This is a genomic window from Pseudomonas sp. NFACC46-3, from assembly GCF_900114515.1.
GTDB classification, from domain to species: Bacteria; Pseudomonadota; Gammaproteobacteria; order Pseudomonadales; family Pseudomonadaceae; genus Aquipseudomonas; species Aquipseudomonas fluorescens_Q.
In genome coordinates this window covers 100,149-117,024 of the sequence record NZ_FOTH01000016.1, presented here as the reverse complement: position 1 = coordinate 117,024, position 16,876 = coordinate 100,149, and the positions used below count along the sequence as shown (strand labels likewise).

The window sequence follows — 16,876 nt, the reverse complement described above, 5'->3', positions numbered from 1 at the left end:
AGCCCCTCTGGTCCCATATCAGCCTGTCACCGGTCAACTAACTACGCACCATGCGCATCTGGGGGATAGGTGCGTGGCGGCTCTTGTGATAACATCCGGCGGTTTCCAAGGCTGCCTCGCGAGGTGGCCTTTACTGCGCAGATCCATGGCATAACTCGTTGATTTGTCGTAAGTCGCTGCACGGCACTTGTTCTGCAGCGGCGAGCTTCGTTCGTCCCATCTGGATGTGACGAGGTTTCACCAGAAAAAGGAATCAGGCTTCTCATGGGCGAACTGGCCAAAGAAATCCTCCCGGTCAATATCGAAGACGAGCTGAAACAGTCCTACCTCGACTACGCAATGAGCGTAATCGTCGGGCGGGCGCTGCCGGATGCGCGCGATGGCTTGAAGCCCGTGCACCGGCGCGTGCTGTTCGCGATGAGCGAACTGGGCAACGACTTCAACAAGCCGTACAAGAAATCTGCCCGTGTCGTCGGCGACGTGATCGGTAAGTATCACCCCCACGGCGACACTGCCGTGTACGACACCATCGTTCGTATGGCGCAGCCATTCTCCTTGCGCTACCTGCTGGTAGACGGCCAGGGCAACTTCGGTTCCGTGGACGGCGACAACGCCGCGGCCATGCGATACACCGAAGTGCGCATGACCAAGCTGGCCCACGAACTGCTGGCCGACCTGCACAAGGAAACCGTGGACTGGGTGCCGAACTACGACGGCACCGAAATGATCCCGGCGGTCATGCCGACCCGTATCCCGAACCTGCTCGTCAACGGCTCCAGCGGTATCGCCGTGGGCATGGCGACCAACATCCCGCCGCACAACCTCGGTGAAGTCATCGACGGTTGCCTGGCCCTCATCGACAATCCCGAGCTGACTGTCGATGAGCTGATGCAATACATCCCGGGTCCGGACTTCCCGACCGCCGCGATCATCAACGGTCGCGCCGGCATCATCGAAGCCTACCGCACCGGCCGTGGCCGTATTTACATGCGCGCCCGTTCCACCGTCGAAGACATCGACAAGGTTGGCGGCCGCCAGCAGATCGTCATCACCGAGCTGCCGTACCAACTGAACAAGGCTCGCCTGATCGAGAAGATCGCCGAGCTGGTGAAAGAGAAGAAGCTCGAAGGCATCACCGAGCTGCGTGACGAGTCCGACAAGGACGGCATGCGCGTCGTGATCGAGTTGCGTCGTGGTGAAGTGCCTGAGGTGATCCTCAATAACCTCTACGCTCAGACCCAACTGCAAAGTGTGTTCGGCATCAACATCGTTGCGCTGATCGACGGCCGTCCGCGGATCCTGAACCTCAAGGACCTGCTGGAAGCTTTCGTACGTCACCGTCGCGAAGTGGTTACCCGCCGCACCGTGTTTGAACTGCGCAAGGCTCGCGAGCGTGGCCACATTCTTGAAGGCCAGGCCGTTGCCCTGTCGAACATCGACCCGGTGATCGCCCTGATCAAGGCCTCGCCAACGCCGTCGGAAGCCAAGGAAGCGCTGATCAGCACGCCTTGGGAGTCCAGCGCGGTGGTGGCGATGGTGGAGCGTGCCGGTGCCGATTCGTGCCGTCCGGAGAACCTCGACCCGCAATACGGCCTGCGCGAAGGCAAGTACTTCCTGTCCCCGGAACAGGCGCAAGCCATCCTGGAACTGCGCCTGCACCGCCTGACCGGCCTGGAACACGAGAAGCTGCTGGCCGAGTACCAGGAGATCCTCAACCAGATCGGCGAACTGATCCGCATCCTCAACAGCGCCACGCGCCTGATGGAAGTGATCCGCGAAGAGCTGGAAGTGATCCGCGCCGAGTACGGCGACGTGCGTCGCACCGAGATTCTCGATGCGCGCCTCGACCTGACCCTGGGCGACATGATCCCGGAAGAAGAGCGCGTGGTGACCATTTCCCACGGCGGCTACGCCAAGACCCAGCCGTTGGCCGCCTACCAGGCCCAGCGTCGCGGCGGCAAAGGCAAGTCGGCGACCGGCGTCAAGGACGAGGACTACATCGCTCACCTGCTGGTCGCCAACAGCCACACCACGCTGTTGCTGTTCTCCAGCAAGGGCAAGGTGTACTGGCTCAAGACCTACGAAATCCCCGAAGCGTCCCGCGCAGCCCGTGGTCGTCCGCTGGTCAATCTGCTGCCGCTGGACGACGGTGAATACATCACCACCATGCTGCCGGTGGAGGAATACACCGAAGGTCACTACATCTTCATGGCGACCGCCAACGGCACCGTGAAGAAGACCCCGCTGGAATCCTTCAGTCGCCAGCGTAGCGTCGGCCTGATTGCCCTGGAGCTGGACGAAGGCGACGTGCTGATTTCCGCCGCCATCACCGACGGCGAGCGTGAAGTCATGCTGTTCTCCGACGGCGGCAAGGTCACTCGCTTCAAGGAATCCGACGTTCGCGCCATGGGCCGTACCGCCCGCGGTGTGCGCGGCATGCGCCTGCCGGAAGGCCAGAAGCTGATTTCCATGCTGATCCCAGAAGAGGGCAGCCAGATCCTCACCGCTTCGGCGCGTGGTTATGGCAAGCGCACGGCCATCAGCGAGTTCCCTGAGTACAAGCGTGGCGGCCAGGGCGTGATCGCCATGGTCAGCAACGAGCGTAACGGCCGTCTGGTTGGCGCTGTCCAGGTGCTCGATGGCGAGGAGATCATGTTGATCTCCGACCAGGGTACCCTGGTGCGTACGCGGGTCGCCGAAGTCTCGAGCCTGGGTCGTAACACCCAGGGCGTGACGCTGATCAAGCTGGCCAGCGACGAAACGCTGGTAGGGCTTGAGCGGGTGCAGGAGCCATCGGAAGTCGAAGGCGAGGAGCTGGAAGGCGAGGAAGGCGTGGCGTTCGACGGCACCCTGGGTGCCGATGTCGACGACATGACCGGTGACCAACCGCTCGACGCTGCCGCAGACGAAGAAGAACCGCAGGACTAAGCGGACACGCGGGGGGCGGATGAAGATTCGCCCCCTTGTTGTTTGTCCCGTTTGAAAATTTGCGACACTGCACATTCTCCTGTGGGGCTGATGCTGCTCACTTAAGGTTTGTTTGATTCATTGTGGCGAGGGAGCTTGCTCCCGCTTGGGTGCGAAGCGCCCATAGAATGGGTCTGCTGCGCAGCCCAGCGGGAGCAAGCTCCCTCGCCACAGGTTCAGGGCAATCCTTACATGAGCGGTAGCTACCATCGGGTGATGGGTGAATGAAGATTTAAGTGACCACCAGATCAGAGCGAGATTGGATGTGAGCAAGAGAGCCTATAACTTCTGTGCCGGCCCGGCGGCGTTGCCTGAAGCGGTCCTGAAGCGTGCCCAGGGTGAACTTCTCGACTGGCACGGCAAGGGCCTGTCGGTCATGGAAATGAGCCATCGCAGCGATGAGTTCGTGTCCATTGCCACCAAGGCCGAGCAGGACCTGCGTGATCTGCTGAACATCCCGTCCAACTACAAGGTGCTGTTCCTGCAGGGCGGCGCCAGCCAGCAGTTCGCCCAGATCCCGTTGAACCTGCTGCCGGAAAGTGGCAAGGCCGACTACATCGACACCGGTATCTGGTCGCAGAAAGCCATCGAAGAAGCTTCGCGCTACGGTCACGTCAACGTGGCTGCCACCGCCAAGCCCTACGACTATTTCGCGATTCCCGGCCAGAACGAATGGAACCTGTCCAAGGACGCGGCCTACGTTCACTACGCGCCGAACGAAACCATCGGTGGCCTGGAATTCAACTGGATCCCGGAAACCGGCGACGTGCCATTGGTGGCCGACATGTCCTCGGACATTCTCTCGCGCCCTGTGGATATCTCCCGTTTCGGCATGATCTACGCCGGCGCCCAGAAAAACATCGGCCCTAGCGGCATCCTGGTCAGCATCATTCGTGAAGACCTGCTGGGGCGTGCCCGTTCCCTGTGCCCGACCATGCTCAACTACAAGGTCGCGGCCGACAACGGCTCGATGTACAACACCCCGCCGACCCTGGCCTGGTACCTCTCTGGCCTGGTGTTCGAATGGCTGAAGGAGCAGGGCGGTGTCGAAGCCATCGGCAAGCTCAACGAAGTCAAGCAGCGCACGCTGTATGACTTCATCGACGCCAGCGGCCTCTACAGCAACCCGATCAACAAGACTGATCGTTCGTGGATGAACGTGCCGTTCCGCCTGGCCGACGACCGTCTGGACAAGCCGTTCCTGGCCGGTGCCGACGAGCGTGGGCTGCTGAACCTCAAGGGCCACCGTTCGGTCGGTGGCATGCGTGCCTCCATCTACAACGCCGTCGACATCAACGCTGTCAACGCGTTGATCGCCTACATGGCAGAGTTCGAGAAGGAACATGGCTGATGTCTGAGCAAGAACTCAAGGCGCTGCGCCTGCGCATCGATGCCCTGGACGAAAAGGTCCTGGAGCTGATCAGCGAGCGTGCGCGCTGCGCCCAGGAAGTCGCCCGGGTGAAGATGGCCTCCCTGGCCGAAGGCGAAGTGCCGGTGTTCTATCGTCCTGAGCGTGAAGCCCAGGTGCTCAAGCGTGTCATGGAGCGCAACAAGGGGCCGCTGGGCAACGAAGAGATGGCGCGGTTGTTCCGCGAAATCATGTCCTCGTGCCTGGCGCTCGAGCAGCCGCTGAAAGTCGCCTACCTGGGCCCGGAAGGGACCTTCACCCAGGCCGCCGCCATGAAGCACTTTGGTCACGCGGTGATCAGCAAGCCAATGGCGGCCATCGACGAAGTCTTCCGTGAAGTGGCGGCCGGCGCGGTGAATTTTGGCGTGGTGCCGGTGGAAAACTCTACCGAAGGCGCGGTCAACCACACGCTGGACAGCTTCCTCGAGCATGACATGGTGATCTGCGGCGAAGTCGAGCTGCGTATCCACCATCACCTGTTGGTCGGCGAGAACACCAAGACCGACAGCATCAGCCGGATCTATTCCCACGCCCAATCGTTGGCCCAGTGCCGCAAGTGGCTGGACGCCCATTACCCGAACGTCGAGCGCGTAGCGGTATCGAGCAACGCCGAAGCGGCCAAGCGGGTCAAGGGTGAGTGGAACTCGGCGGCGATCGCTGGTGATATGGCGGCCGGCCTCTACGGGCTGACGCGCCTGGCCGAGAAAATCGAGGATCGCCCGGACAACTCCACGCGGTTCCTGATGATCGGCAGCCAGGAAGTACCGCCGACCGGCGACGACAAGACCTCGATCATCGTCTCCATGAGCAACAAGCCCGGTGCGCTCCATGAACTGCTGGTGCCGTTCCACGACAACGGTATCGACCTGACGCGGATCGAGACCCGTCCGTCGCGCAGTGGTAAATGGACCTACGTGTTCTTCATCGATTTCGTCGGCCACCACCGCGATCCGCTGGTAAAAGGTGTGCTGGAGAAAATCAGTCAGGAAGCAGTGGCACTCAAGGTGCTGGGTTCCTACCCCAAGGCAGTTCTTTAAGGGCGGATAGCAAATGAGTGGCAACTTCCTCGCTCTGGCTCAGCCAGGCGTGCAACAACTCTCGCCTTACGTTCCGGGCAAGCCCGTCGACGAACTGGCCCGCGAGCTGGACCTGGATCCGGCCAGCATCGTCAAGTTGGCGAGCAACGAAAATCCGTTGGGCGCGAGCCCCAAGGCACTGGCGGCGATCCGCGACGAACTGGCCGAGCTGACCCGTTACCCCGATGGCAATGGGTTTGCGTTGAAAAGCCTGCTGGCCGAGCGCTGTGGCGTCGAGCTGAACCAGGTGACGCTGGGCAATGGCTCCAACGACATTCTTGAGTTGGTCGCCCGTGCGTACCTGGCACCCGGTCTCAACGCCGTGTTCAGCGAGCACGCGTTTGCGGTCTACCCGATCGCGACCCAGGCCGTGGGCGCGGATGCCCACGTGGTTCCGGCCAAGGACTGGGGGCACGATCTGCCGGCCATGCTGGCCGCCATCGATGCCAACACGCGGGTAGTCTTCATTGCCAACCCGAACAACCCGACCGGCACCTGGTTCGGCGCCCAGGCCTTGGACGACTTCCTGCAAGACGTGCCCGCGCACGTGCTCGTGGTGTTGGACGAGGCCTACATCGAATACGCCGAAGGCAGCGATTTGCCCGATGGCCTGGATTTCCTCGCGGCCTACCCGAACCTGCTGGTTTCGCGCACGTTCTCGAAAGCCTACGGCCTGGCCTCGCTGCGGGTTGGCTACGGCTTGTCCACCGCCGTGGTGGCCGATGTGCTGAACCGCGTGCGCCAGCCATTCAACGTCAACAGCTTCGCCCTAGCAGCCGCCTGTGCCGCCTTGCAGGATGAGGCCTACCTGGCCGAAAGCCGTCGCCTGAACGCGGCCGGCATGCAGCAGTTGGAAGCGGGGTTCCGTGAGCTGGGCTTGAGCTGGATTCCATCCAAAGGCAATTTCATCTGCGTCGACCTGGGGCGTGTCGCTGCGCCGGTGTACCAGGGGCTGCTGCGCGAAGGCGTGATCGTGCGTCCGGTGGCCAACTACGGCATGCCGAACCACTTGCGCGTCACCATCGGCCTGCCAGCGGAAAACAACCGTTTCCTTGAGGCGTTGAGCAAGGTTCTGGCTCGTGGTTGATGTCACTTCGCTGCAACCTGCTGCCCCTATGATCGGTCGCCTGGTGGTGGTCGGCCTGGGGTTGATTGGCGGTTCGTTTGCCAAGGGCTTGCGTGAAAGCGGTCTGTGCCGCGAGGTGGTCGGTGTCGACCTGGATCCGCAGTCGCGCAAGCTGGCCGTGGAGCTGGGGGTGGTCGATCGCTGCGAGGATGACCTGGCGATCGCTTGTCAGGGCGCGGATGTGATCCAATTGGCGGTGCCGATCCTGGCCATGGAAAAACTGCTGGCGCGTCTGGCGACCATGAACCTGGGACAAGCGATCCTGACCGACGTCGGCAGCGCCAAGGGCAACGTCGTGCGTGCGGCCACCGAGGCCTTCGGCGGGATGCCGGCGCGCTTCGTGCCCGGCCATCCGATTGCCGGTTCCGAGCAGAGCGGGGTGGAAGCCTCCAACGCCGAACTGTTTCGTCGCCACAAAGTGATTCTCACGCCGCTGGACCAGACGGATCCAGCCGCGCTGGCAGTGGTGGACCGTTTGTGGCGCGAACTGGGCGCCGATGTCGAGCACATGCAGGTCGAGCGTCACGATGAAGTGTTGGCGGCCACCAGCCACTTGCCGCACCTGTTGGCGTTCGGCCTGGTGGATTCGTTGGCCAAACGCAATGAAAATCTTGAGATCTTCCGTTACGCTGCCGGCGGTTTCCGCGATTTCACGAGAATCGCTGGAAGCGACCCGGTCATGTGGCACGACATCTTCCTCGCCAACCGCGAAGCTGTCTTGCGCACACTCGATACATTTCGCAGCGACCTCGACGCCTTGCGCGACGCGGTCGATGCAGGGGACGGGCACCAATTGCTGGGCGTTTTCACACGCGCCAGGGTGGCCCGCGAGCATTTCAGTAAAATCCTGGCCCGTCGGGCCTATGTGGACGCTATGAACTCCAACGATCTGATTTTCCTGGCACAACCTGGTGGCTCCCTGAGCGGGCGTATTCGTGTACCGGGCGATAAATCGATTTCCCACCGTTCGATCATGCTCGGCTCCCTGGCCGAAGGCGTGACCGAGGTGGAAGGCTTCCTCGAGGGTGAAGACGCCCTGGCAACGCTGCAAGCGTTTCGCGACATGGGGGTGGTCATCGAAGGTCCGCACCACGGTCGCGTGACCATCCATGGTGTCGGCCTGCACGGCCTCAAACCTGCTCCGGGGCCCATCTACCTGGGTAACTCCGGGACCTCGATGCGTCTGTTGTCCGGCCTGCTGGCCGCGCAAGACTTCGACAGCACCCTGACCGGTGACGCCTCGCTGTCCAAGCGCCCGATGAATCGCGTCGCCAATCCGTTGCGGGAAATGGGCGCGGTCATCGAGACGGCCGCCGACGGTCGTCCGCCGATGATCATTCGTGGTGGCAACAAGCTCAAGGGCCTGACCTACACCATGCCGATGGCCAGCGCGCAGGTAAAATCCTGCCTGCTGCTGGCGGGTCTCTACGCCGAAGGCAAGACCACCGTCACCGAACCGGCCCCGACCCGCGACCATACCGAGCGCATGCTGCGCGGCTTCGGCTACCCGGTCACGGTCGATGGCGCCACGGCGTCCGTCGAGTCTGGCAGCAAGCTGACCGCTACCCACATCGAAGTGCCGGGTGACATCTCCTCGTCGGCATTCTTCCTGGTGGCCGCTTCGATTGCCGAAGGTTCCGACCTGGTGCTCGAGCATGTCGGCATCAACCCGACCCGCACCGGCGTGATCGACATCCTGCGCCTGATGGGCGCTGACATCACCCTGGAAAACCAGCGTGAAGTCGGCGGCGAGCCGGTGGCGGACCTGCGCGTACGAGCAGCTAAACTCAAGGGTATCGAGATTCCGGAGGCGCTGGTTCCGCTGGCCATCGACGAGTTCCCGGTGCTGTTCGTGGCGGCTGCCTGTGCCGAAGGGCGCACCGTATTGACGGGTGCCGAAGAGCTGCGGGTCAAGGAGTCGGATCGCATCCAGGTGATGGCTGATGGCTTGCTCGCCCTGGGCGTCAAGTGCCAGCCAACGCCGGACGGCATCATCATCGACGGCGGCCAGATCGGCGGCGGCGAAGTCCATGGTCACGGTGACCATCGTATCGCCATGGCCTTCAGTGTTGCGTCTTTGCGCGCCAGCGCGCCGATTCGCATCCATGATTGCGCCAACGTCGCGACGTCGTTCCCGAACTTCCTGGCGCTGTGCGCGCAGGTCGGTATCCGAGTAGCACAAGAGGCGCAGTCGTGAACATCAAGGCACCGGTCATCACCATCGATGGCCCAAGCGGTTCGGGCAAGGGCACCGTCGCCGGGATCCTGGCCAGGCAGTTGGGCTGGAACCTGCTCGATTCGGGTGCCCTGTATCGTCTATTGGCGTTCGCTGCCGCGAACCATGGCGTCGACCTGACCAACGAAGAGTTGCTCAAGGCGCTGGCGGCTCATCTGGACGTGCAATTCATTGCCGCGACCGACGGTCAGCTCCAGCGCATCATTCTGGAAGGTGACGAAGTCAGCGACGTCATTCGTACCGAAAGCGTGGGGGCCGGGGCCTCCCAGGTCGCCGCGCTGCCGGTGGTACGCGAAGCCTTGCTGCAACGCCAGCGTGCCTTCCAGGAGCCGCCGGGGCTGGTGGCCGATGGTCGTGACATGGGCACGGTGGTCTTTCCTGACGCGCCGCTGAAGATTTTCCTCACCGCCAGTGCAGAGGAGAGGGCGCGTCGCCGATATTTGCAGTTGAAGGGCAAAGGCGAGGATGTTAGTCTGTCGAGTCTGCTAGATGAGATCCGTGCACGCGATGAGCGTGACACCCAGCGCGCAGTAGCCCCGCTCAAGCCGGCGGCCGACGCGATACAGCTGGATTCCACGGAGTTGTCCATCGATCAGGTGCTGCAACGCATCATGAGCGAGATCGCCATTCGCGATATCGCCGGGTGACAGGAAGCTCCGCAGGGGACCAGTCATAGTCCTGCGGCGCTTCTTTTATATGAAACTAACCCACATCGTCTGGGGTGTGGAGATGGGCGTTTACTTCGCCCTAATCAACAGGAATTAAAATGAGCGAAAGCTTTGCGGAACTCTTTGAAGAAAGCTTGAAAACCCTGAACCTTCAGGCAGGCTCCATCATCACCGGCGTTATCGTTGATATCGATTACCAAGCTCGCTGGGTAACCGTTCACGCTGGTCTGAAGTCTGAAGCGCTGATCCCGCTTGAGCAGTTCTACAACGACGCTGGCGAACTGAACATCAACGTCGGTGACGAAGTTCACGTTGCGCTGGACTCGGTTGAAGATGGTTTCGGTGAAACCAAGCTGTCCCGTGAAAAAGCCAAGCGCGCTGAATGCTGGATCGTTCTGGAAGCGGCCTTCGCAGCTGAGGAAGTGGTCAAGGGCGTTATCAACGGTAAGGTTAAAGGCGGCTTCACTGTCGACGTTAACGGCATCCGTGCGTTCCTGCCAGGTTCCCTGGTTGACGTCCGTCCAGTGCGCGATACCACGCACCTGGAAGGCAAAGAGCTGGAATTCAAGGTCATCAAGCTGGACCAGAAGCGCAACAACGTTGTCGTTTCCCGTCGCAGTGTCCTGGAAGCCGAGAACTCCGCCGAGCGTGAAGCTCTGCTGGAATCGCTGCAGGAAGGCCAGCAGGTCAAGGGTATTGTCAAGAACCTCACCGATTACGGCGCATTCGTCGATCTGGGTGGCGTCGATGGCCTGCTGCACATCACCGACATGGCCTGGAAGCGTATCAAGCATCCTTCGGAAATCGTCAACGTTGGCGACGAGATCGATGTCAAGGTTCTGAAGTACGATCGCGAGCGCAATCGTGTTTCCCTGGGCCTCAAGCAACTGGGTGAAGATCCATGGGTCGCTATCAAAGCCCGTTACCCAGAAAGCACCCGCGTCACCGCTCGTGTTACCAACCTGACCGACTACGGCTGCTTCGCTGAGCTGGAAGAAGGCGTTGAAGGCCTGGTACACGTTTCCGAAATGGACTGGACCAACAAGAACATCCACCCTTCGAAAGTCGTACAAGTCGGCGACGAAGTGGAAGTCATGGTTCTGGACATCGACGAAGAGCGTCGTCGTATCTCCCTCGGCATCAAGCAGTGCAAGTCCAACCCATGGGAAGACTTCTCTGGCCAGTTCAACAAGGGCGATAAAATCTCCGGCACCATCAAGTCGATCACCGATTTCGGTATCTTCATTGGTCTGGACGGCGGCATCGACGGCCTGGTTCACCTGTCCGACATCTCCTGGAACGAAGTGGGCGAAGAAGCCGTGCGTCGTTTCAAGAAGGGCGACGAGCTGGACACCGTTATCCTGTCGGTTGACCCAGAGCGCGAGCGTATCTCCCTGGGTATCAAGCAACTGGAAAGCGATCCGTTCTCCGAGTACGTTCAAGAGAACGACAAAGGCGCAATCGTTAAGGGCATCGTGAAAGAAGTTGACGCCAAAGGCGCCATCATCACTTTGGCCGACGATATCGAAGCGACTCTGAAAGCCTCCGAAATCAGCCGTGACCGCGTTGAAGACGCGCGCAACGTTCTGAAAGAAGGCGAAGAAGTAGAAGCCAAGATCATCAGCGTTGACCGCAAGAGCCGCGTAATCCAGCTCTCCATCAAGTCGAAAGACGATGCTGAAGAGAAAGAAGCAATCCAGAGCCTGCGCGACAAGCCAGCTACCTCTGACATTGCTGCTGGTCCTACCACTCTGGGCGACCTGTTGCGTGCACAAATGGAAAAACAGAACTGAGTTCTGTCAGACCATAGAAAAAGGGCGACTTCGGTCGCCCTTTTTTGTGCCTGCGAAATTTCAAGATTCTCTGCCCGAGCCCTGCCGATAATGGCGTTCATTCGGGGCGCTGCGAAACCAACTCATTAACCCAGCTGTCTCTTTTATGAAGCGGATCAATAATCTATTCAGGGCGTGGCTCCGACTTGTATAAATGATCGATCCGGACCTCTGTCTAAAGGAACTGAATGAACAAGCTCTTTCTGGTGTTGAGTGTCTTGGTGCTGGCCGCTTGCTCTACAAGCGCCAAGACCCACGCAGTGCGTGGTGTCAGTGGTATCGAGGTCGACTGCTCGGGGTTGGGTTCCGGTTGGGAGAAGTGCCACAAGAGGGCCGCAAGAGAGTGTAAGGGGGCTGGCTACAAGGTGATTACCCGATCCGACGACGCGAAGGATGAAGATCAGTACCCCTTTGGTTTTAATCCGGCTGGCTATCTGACTCGTACGATGCTGGTCATCTGTCGATAGCATCTCCCTGCTTGCGCACAAAGAGGCGGTAGGGGAGTCAAGAAGAATGTCAATACTTGGGCTGTTCAAATCCCTCCGGTCATGCTAAAACCTTTTCAAGCGATTTTCCTAGCTGCTTGAAAAAGAAGGGAAAAATATGACGAAGTCGGAGTTGATCGAACGAATTGTCACCCATCAAGGGCTACTCTCATCCAAGGATGTGGAGCTAGCCATCAAGACCATGCTTGAACAAATGTCCCAGTGCCTGGCTACGGGGGATCGCATCGAGATCCGCGGTTTCGGCAGCTTCTCCCTGCACTACCGCGCTCCGCGGGTTGGGCGCAACCCCAAAACGGGCCAGTCCGTCAGCCTTGATGGAAAATTCGTTCCTCATTTCAAACCAGGCAAAGAGCTTAGGGATCGTGTGAATGAGGAGGAGGGGGATGAGCTCTGACGGAGCCCTAAAACAGAGGAGTTCATATGCGGAACTTTAAACGCTTGACCCTTGTCGTACTTGCGCTGCTCGTGGCCTCAGCTATCGTCCTGTTCGTGCTTGAAAACAACCAGCCAGTGGCATTGCTGTTTCTGGGTTGGTCAGCTCCGCAGCTTCCTGTCTCGGTTTTCGTGATCCTGGCGCTTCTCGCTGGTATGATAGTCGGGCCGTCGCTTGCGTGGTTTTTAGGGGTGCGTAGGCGCTTTAAATAAATGGATGTGTGGCCCGGAAGTCTTGGTAAGGATCACTATCTGCAATTTTTCTGACTTTGGGTGCGTTTTGTTCGTATTTAATCTAGCTCAGTTTGCCGCTATATCCGACACGGCCTTGCCCGTCTTGCCTTTGAATACGTTCGATGTGTCTACGGGCTTGATGCAAAGCGAGGCTTCTTATGCGAAATGATCGCATTGATGCGCGTGACGCAGAGGAGATTGATCTGGTTGAGCTTGCTCAGGGGCTTTGGGCTCAAAAATGGCTGATCCTAAGTGTCACTCTTTTGGTTACTGTTGGTGCAGGCCTCTATGCGTTTCTTAGTAAGCCTGTTTACGAATCCAAACTTTTTATCGTGCCACCTACTCAGAATGATATTGCTGAGCTGAATTATGGTCGTGGAAAAAGTACGGAGCTGGATATTTATTCCATTAATTATGTTTACGATGTATTTGCTCGGAATCTTCAGGGTGAATATCTTCGCCAGAAATTTTTTAATGAGGTCTATCTTCCTTCACTTAGTGAGGTTGAGCGAAAGGGTGCGCTTGATCGTTTATATGAGCGTTTTTCCCGAGAGTTGGTGATAAAGGGGCTTGGTAAAGGTACGCCTGATCGCTTTTCTATTACCGTTCAAGGTATAGATCCTATACAGGTCACGAAATGGGCAAAAGATTATGTCCAGCGTGCTAGCGAAGCTGCTGAGTCGGAGTTGATCAAGAACGTCACGACTGAAGCTTCGGTTAGGGCTCGCAATTTGGAGCAGAAAATTGTCAGCTTGCGCGAGAACGCACAGCGCGTACGCGAGGATCGGATTCAGCAGCTACGGGAAGCATTGAAGATTGCTGAGTCCATTGGTTTAAACTCACCGGCTATCAACTCTACCGCTGCAGTAGATATCACTGTAGAAACTGGTAATAAAATGGATTACCAGCGGGGGAGCAAGGCGTTGGCTGCGGAGATCAAAGCGTTGGAGTCTAGGTCTTCTGATGATGCTTTTATTAAAGATTTACGGTCGTTGCAAATGAGGTACAGTTTTTATCATAAGTTGAACATCGATCCTGAGAGTATTGCAGTGTACCGGCAGGATGGTAGTGTTGAGGTGCCGGAGAGTTCGATAAAGCCTAAGAAGGGCTTGATCCTAATAGTGGGGTTCGTGGCTGGGTTGTTATTGGGCGGGTTCATCGCCTTGGCCCGTGTTGTGTTGAGTCGCAATTCGGAAGATTAGCGAGGTGGCTAAACCAGTCATGGCTGAATGCCATCTATCCGGCATGAGTTATATTTGATAGTCGTAATTCATGAAGAGTAAATGATCTCTGTTTGGCTTTATAAGCCTGTCTGCGTTAGGTGTTTTTCCGGGGCAGGCAGGCTTTTTGATGTAAGAAAAACGCTACGCGCTAGAGTCAGCGCTTGATGGCTTTATGCTACTAGGTGATAGCTTTGTACGTCACGCACTGCTCACTTGATGTCTTCTGATGGGATTCGAGTTCGGTGTGTGTGGTCGCTTCGGTGGCTAAAAAGATAGACTGCCCGGCGAAAGCGGGCTCCGGATATTCTGCCTATTGCCTGGTTGGACACTGACGCACGTACGTGGGTGGTCCTTAAAGCCATTTTGCTCGAGAGCAGGCATAATACTCGCAGGCTGATCGTGCCTCCTCAGACTGATTACTGGCTTAAGGACCAATTCGGTCATCGCATCGAGTAGGGTGGCAACCTGACGATTGTCCACTGGGCAAAAATTAGAGCCTGCGCCTTGGCGTCGCTCGAAAAGTCGCGTTTGGTGGGCAGCCAGTTCACGTCGCTGATGAGCTGGTTTTTCAATTGTTACAAAGATCGAAATTCGATGTGGAAACACCCTTTCGTTTGGAGAAAGCATCCGCGTCCTTCACTGCGATCATGCGGAGATAGACGCTGTGCTTCTGGCCTTGGAGGGGTATGAACGAGTCCTGTTGCTGGTCAAAATATGCTCAATCGCCAACAGCAAATCAGCGAGCGTTGGCATAGATGATTACGATCTCAGGAAGACGAAGGTGAGATTTTGGAGCGATAGCGTGTCAAGGATCAAACACAAGGTTAAAAGTGCTTTTATGCAGGTGCTATCAGGTACGAACGTGAATAGACCAATTTAATGCTTGCTCGAAATTTTTTACAGCTTTCCAATATTGCAATTCGTGGTTTGACGCTTGTCAGCAAATTTTTGCTGATTTTTTTTCTTGCCCGTTTTCTTGATCCGGCCGAGCTAGGCGTCTATGGCCTGTTGGCCGCGACAGTGGGCTATTCGCTGTATTTTCTTGGGTTCGATTTTTATACCTATAGCACTCGTGAATTGCTTAAACGCGAGCGTCACGAGTGGGGTGGATTACTCAAGGCGCAAGGGGCTTTAACCCTGTTGCTCTACGTCATTTTTTTACCATTGCTTAGCCTGATTTTTATCAAAGGCTTGCTTCCAATGAAGGTCATTGGTTGGTTCTTCGTTTTACTGATACTTGAGCATCTGACTCAGGAGTTGGGGCGCTTGCTGATTGCGATTTCGGATCAACTCTTCGCGAGCTTGGTACTGTTTTTTCGTTCGGGGGTCTGGGCCGTCTTGATCACGGGGCTGATGTTCGTTGAACCTGATATGCGAAATCTAGACATGGTGTTTGGAGCTTGGACGCTGGGATCGGCGATAGCGCTTTTTCTGGGTGTATACCGCGTCAAGCGCATGGGGCTATCTGGTTGGCGACAAAATGTTGACTGGACCTGGATCATCAAGGGATTAAGGGTAGCCTCCGCATTGCTGATTGCGACCTTGGCCATTCGGGGGGTTTTCACCTTGGACCGTTATTGGTTCCAGGATTTGGCGGGATTGGACGTACTAGGTGCCTATGTCTTGTTCATGGGCGTCAGTATGGCGTTGATGTCATTTCTGGATGCGGGGGTATTTGCATTTATTTATCCAGGGCTGATCAGCGCCTACCAGCGGCGCGATCCAGTCGGTTTTCATCAAGGCATACGTAATTTATTGCTGCAGACCGTTGGTCTTTGCAGCGCTTTTTCGGTAGTCGCGCTGGTTATGATAGGCCCATTGCTGGCTTGGCTAGGCAAGCCGCTTTACAGTGAGCAGCAGGGACTTTTCGTCTGGATCCTTTTGGCTACGGTGCTCTACGCTCTGGGAATGATTCCCCACTATGGATTATATGCCCAAGGTCGTGATCGACCGATCATTCGTAGTCACGTAGCCGGTTTGATTATTTTTATTCTGGCGACCTGGAGTTTTGCGCAAACCTGTCCTCACCTAGCGGTACCGTTAGGGCTGTGCGCCAGTTTCTTTGTCGTTTTGTGTTGGAAATCGTGGAGTTTCTATCGCCTCACGCCAGCACCTTACCGTTTATTTCAATCCTGACATCGTGCAGGAAGCAACCAAGGGACGCGTCAATGTTCACCAATAAAACCATTCTCATCACCGGTGGTACCGGCTCTTTTGGTAACACGTTTGTGCCAATGACCCTGGCCAAATACAACCCGAAAAAGATCATCATCTTTTCCCGAGATGAAATGAAGCAATGGGACATGGCGAAAAAATTCGAGGGTGATTCTCGCGTTCGATTCTTCATCGGCGACGTCCGCGACAAGGAGCGCTTGTACCGGGCATTGGACGGTGTTGATTATGTGGTTCACGCAGCGGCGACCAAAATCGTGCCAACCGCGGAATACAACCCCTTCGAGTGCATCAAGACCAACATCAACGGCGCGATGAACCTGATCGATGCCTGCATCGACAAAGGCATCAAGCGCGTTGTCGCATTGTCCACCGACAAGGCCAGCAGCCCGATCAACCTGTACGGTGCCACCAAGTTGGCGTCCGATAAGCTGTTTGTTGCCGGTAACTCCTACGCCGGCGGTCACGAAACCCGCATGGCAGTAGTACGTTATGGCAACGTGATGGGGTCGCGCGGTTCAGTCATCCCCTTCTTCATGTCGATCAAGGACAAAGGTGAATTACCGATCACCGATGAACGCATGACTCGTTTCATGATCTCCCTGGAAGAGGGCGTCGAACTGGTCTGGCATGCCTTCGAAGATATGGAAGGCGGTGAGATCTATGTGAAGAAAATTCCGTCGATGAAAGTGACAGACCTTGCTCGCGTTGTTGCACCAGAGGCCACTCAAAAGATCGTCGGCATTCGTCCTGGCGAAAAATTGCATGAGCAGATGATCAGCGCCGAAGATTCCTACTACACGTACGAATACCCTGAGCACTTTAAAATTCTGCCGGTTATCAACGAATGGGCAACCTGCCCAAAACGCATTAAAGACGGCAAGAAGGTTCCTGAAGGCTTCGTTTACGCTAGTGACAACAACACTGAGTGGATGAGCGACGAAGATCTGAAAAGCTGGATTACCCTCAACGAAGCCAAGATCGGGAGTATCTGAT

The 16,876-nt window shown here is 57.3% G+C and carries 13 protein-coding genes; all 13 read left to right on the top strand.

Annotation, left to right across the window (positions count from 1 at the left end; translation table 11 throughout):
• Window positions 1–264 precede the first annotated feature (264 nt).
• Window positions 265–2,928, top strand: coding sequence for a DNA gyrase subunit A (gene gyrA, locus BM300_RS17290; protein WP_063322358.1), 2,664 nt, complete (start codon window positions 265–267; stop codon window positions 2,926–2,928).
• Between the two features lie 304 nt (window positions 2,929–3,232).
• Window positions 3,233–4,318 carry a 3-phosphoserine/phosphohydroxythreonine transaminase gene (serC, locus tag BM300_RS17285; RefSeq protein WP_003199231.1) on the top strand — a complete coding sequence of 362 codons (1,086 nt, stop codon included), beginning with the start codon at window positions 3,233–3,235 and terminating at the stop codon, window positions 4,316–4,318.
• Window positions 4,318–5,412 carry a prephenate dehydratase gene (gene pheA / locus BM300_RS17280; protein ID WP_003199233.1) on the top strand — a complete coding sequence of 365 codons (1,095 nt, stop codon included), beginning with the start codon at window positions 4,318–4,320 and terminating at the stop codon, window positions 5,410–5,412. The genes serC and pheA overlap by 1 nt, the downstream gene beginning before the upstream one ends.
• Window positions 5,413–5,425: 13 nt before the next feature.
• The gene (gene hisC / locus BM300_RS17275; RefSeq protein WP_092463395.1) at window positions 5,426–6,538 is read left to right on the top strand and encodes a histidinol-phosphate transaminase; all 1,113 of its coding nucleotides are present in this window, start codon (window positions 5,426–5,428) and stop codon (window positions 6,536–6,538) included.
• A gap of 28 nt (window positions 6,539–6,566) precedes the next feature.
• Window positions 6,567–8,774: a bifunctional prephenate dehydrogenase/3-phosphoshikimate 1-carboxyvinyltransferase gene (locus BM300_RS17270; protein WP_057448475.1), complete on the top strand. Its 2,208-nt coding sequence runs from the start codon at window positions 6,567–6,569 to the stop codon at window positions 8,772–8,774.
• Window positions 8,771–9,460: a (d)CMP kinase gene (cmk, locus tag BM300_RS17265; protein WP_092345753.1), complete on the top strand. Its 690-nt coding sequence runs from the start codon at window positions 8,771–8,773 to the stop codon at window positions 9,458–9,460. Before BM300_RS17270 ends, cmk begins: the two co-directional genes overlap by 4 nt.
• Before the next feature lie 119 nt (window positions 9,461–9,579).
• Complete coding sequence (gene rpsA, locus BM300_RS17260; RefSeq protein WP_014337228.1) at window positions 9,580–11,274, top strand: 30S ribosomal protein S1; 1,695 nt, start codon at window positions 9,580–9,582, stop codon at window positions 11,272–11,274.
• A gap of 227 nt (window positions 11,275–11,501) precedes the next feature.
• Window positions 11,502–11,780: a hypothetical protein gene (locus BM300_RS17255; RefSeq protein ID WP_013692555.1), complete on the top strand. Its 279-nt coding sequence runs from the start codon at window positions 11,502–11,504 to the stop codon at window positions 11,778–11,780.
• Between the two features lie 136 nt (window positions 11,781–11,916).
• On the top strand, window positions 11,917–12,213 hold the full coding sequence (gene ihfB / locus BM300_RS17250; protein WP_003199243.1) for an integration host factor subunit beta: 297 nt from the start codon (window positions 11,917–11,919) through the stop codon (window positions 12,211–12,213).
• A 26-nt stretch (window positions 12,214–12,239) separates the two neighbouring features.
• Window positions 12,240–12,464, top strand: coding sequence for a lipopolysaccharide assembly protein LapA domain-containing protein (locus BM300_RS17245; RefSeq protein ID WP_092222894.1), 225 nt, complete (start codon window positions 12,240–12,242; stop codon window positions 12,462–12,464).
• A gap of 179 nt (window positions 12,465–12,643) precedes the next feature.
• On the top strand, window positions 12,644–13,687 hold the full coding sequence (locus BM300_RS17240; protein WP_092345755.1) for an LPS O-antigen chain length determinant protein WzzB: 1,044 nt from the start codon (window positions 12,644–12,646) through the stop codon (window positions 13,685–13,687).
• A 900-nt stretch (window positions 13,688–14,587) separates the two neighbouring features.
• Window positions 14,588–15,844: a lipopolysaccharide biosynthesis protein gene (locus tag BM300_RS17230; protein ID WP_092345759.1), complete on the top strand. Its 1,257-nt coding sequence runs from the start codon at window positions 14,588–14,590 to the stop codon at window positions 15,842–15,844.
• A gap of 32 nt (window positions 15,845–15,876) precedes the next feature.
• A complete protein-coding gene (gene pseB, locus BM300_RS17225; protein WP_092345761.1) occupies window positions 15,877–16,875 on the top strand; it encodes a UDP-N-acetylglucosamine 4,6-dehydratase (inverting) in 999 nt (332 codons plus the stop codon).
• The last annotated feature ends 1 nt before the right edge of the window (window position 16,876 follow it).

Coding starts and splice junctions, on each gene's coding strand:
- gyrA (WP_063322358.1), top strand. CDS start 265: ATGGGCGAACTGGCCAAAGAAATCCTCCCGGTCAATATCGAAGACGAG.
- pheA (WP_003199233.1), top strand. CDS start 4,318: ATGTCTGAGCAAGAACTCAAGGCGCTGCGCCTGCGCATCGATGCCCTG.
- hisC (WP_092463395.1), top strand. CDS start 5,426: ATGAGTGGCAACTTCCTCGCTCTGGCTCAGCCAGGCGTGCAACAACTC.
- BM300_RS17270 (WP_057448475.1), top strand. CDS start 6,567: ATGATCGGTCGCCTGGTGGTGGTCGGCCTGGGGTTGATTGGCGGTTCG.
- rpsA (WP_014337228.1), top strand. CDS start 9,580: ATGAGCGAAAGCTTTGCGGAACTCTTTGAAGAAAGCTTGAAAACCCTG.
- BM300_RS17255 (WP_013692555.1), top strand. CDS start 11,502: ATGAACAAGCTCTTTCTGGTGTTGAGTGTCTTGGTGCTGGCCGCTTGC.
- ihfB (WP_003199243.1), top strand. CDS start 11,917: ATGACGAAGTCGGAGTTGATCGAACGAATTGTCACCCATCAAGGGCTA.
- BM300_RS17245 (WP_092222894.1), top strand. CDS start 12,240: ATGCGGAACTTTAAACGCTTGACCCTTGTCGTACTTGCGCTGCTCGTG.
- BM300_RS17240 (WP_092345755.1), top strand. CDS start 12,644: ATGCGAAATGATCGCATTGATGCGCGTGACGCAGAGGAGATTGATCTG.
- BM300_RS17230 (WP_092345759.1), top strand. CDS start 14,588: ATGCTTGCTCGAAATTTTTTACAGCTTTCCAATATTGCAATTCGTGGT.
- pseB (WP_092345761.1), top strand. CDS start 15,877: ATGTTCACCAATAAAACCATTCTCATCACCGGTGGTACCGGCTCTTTT.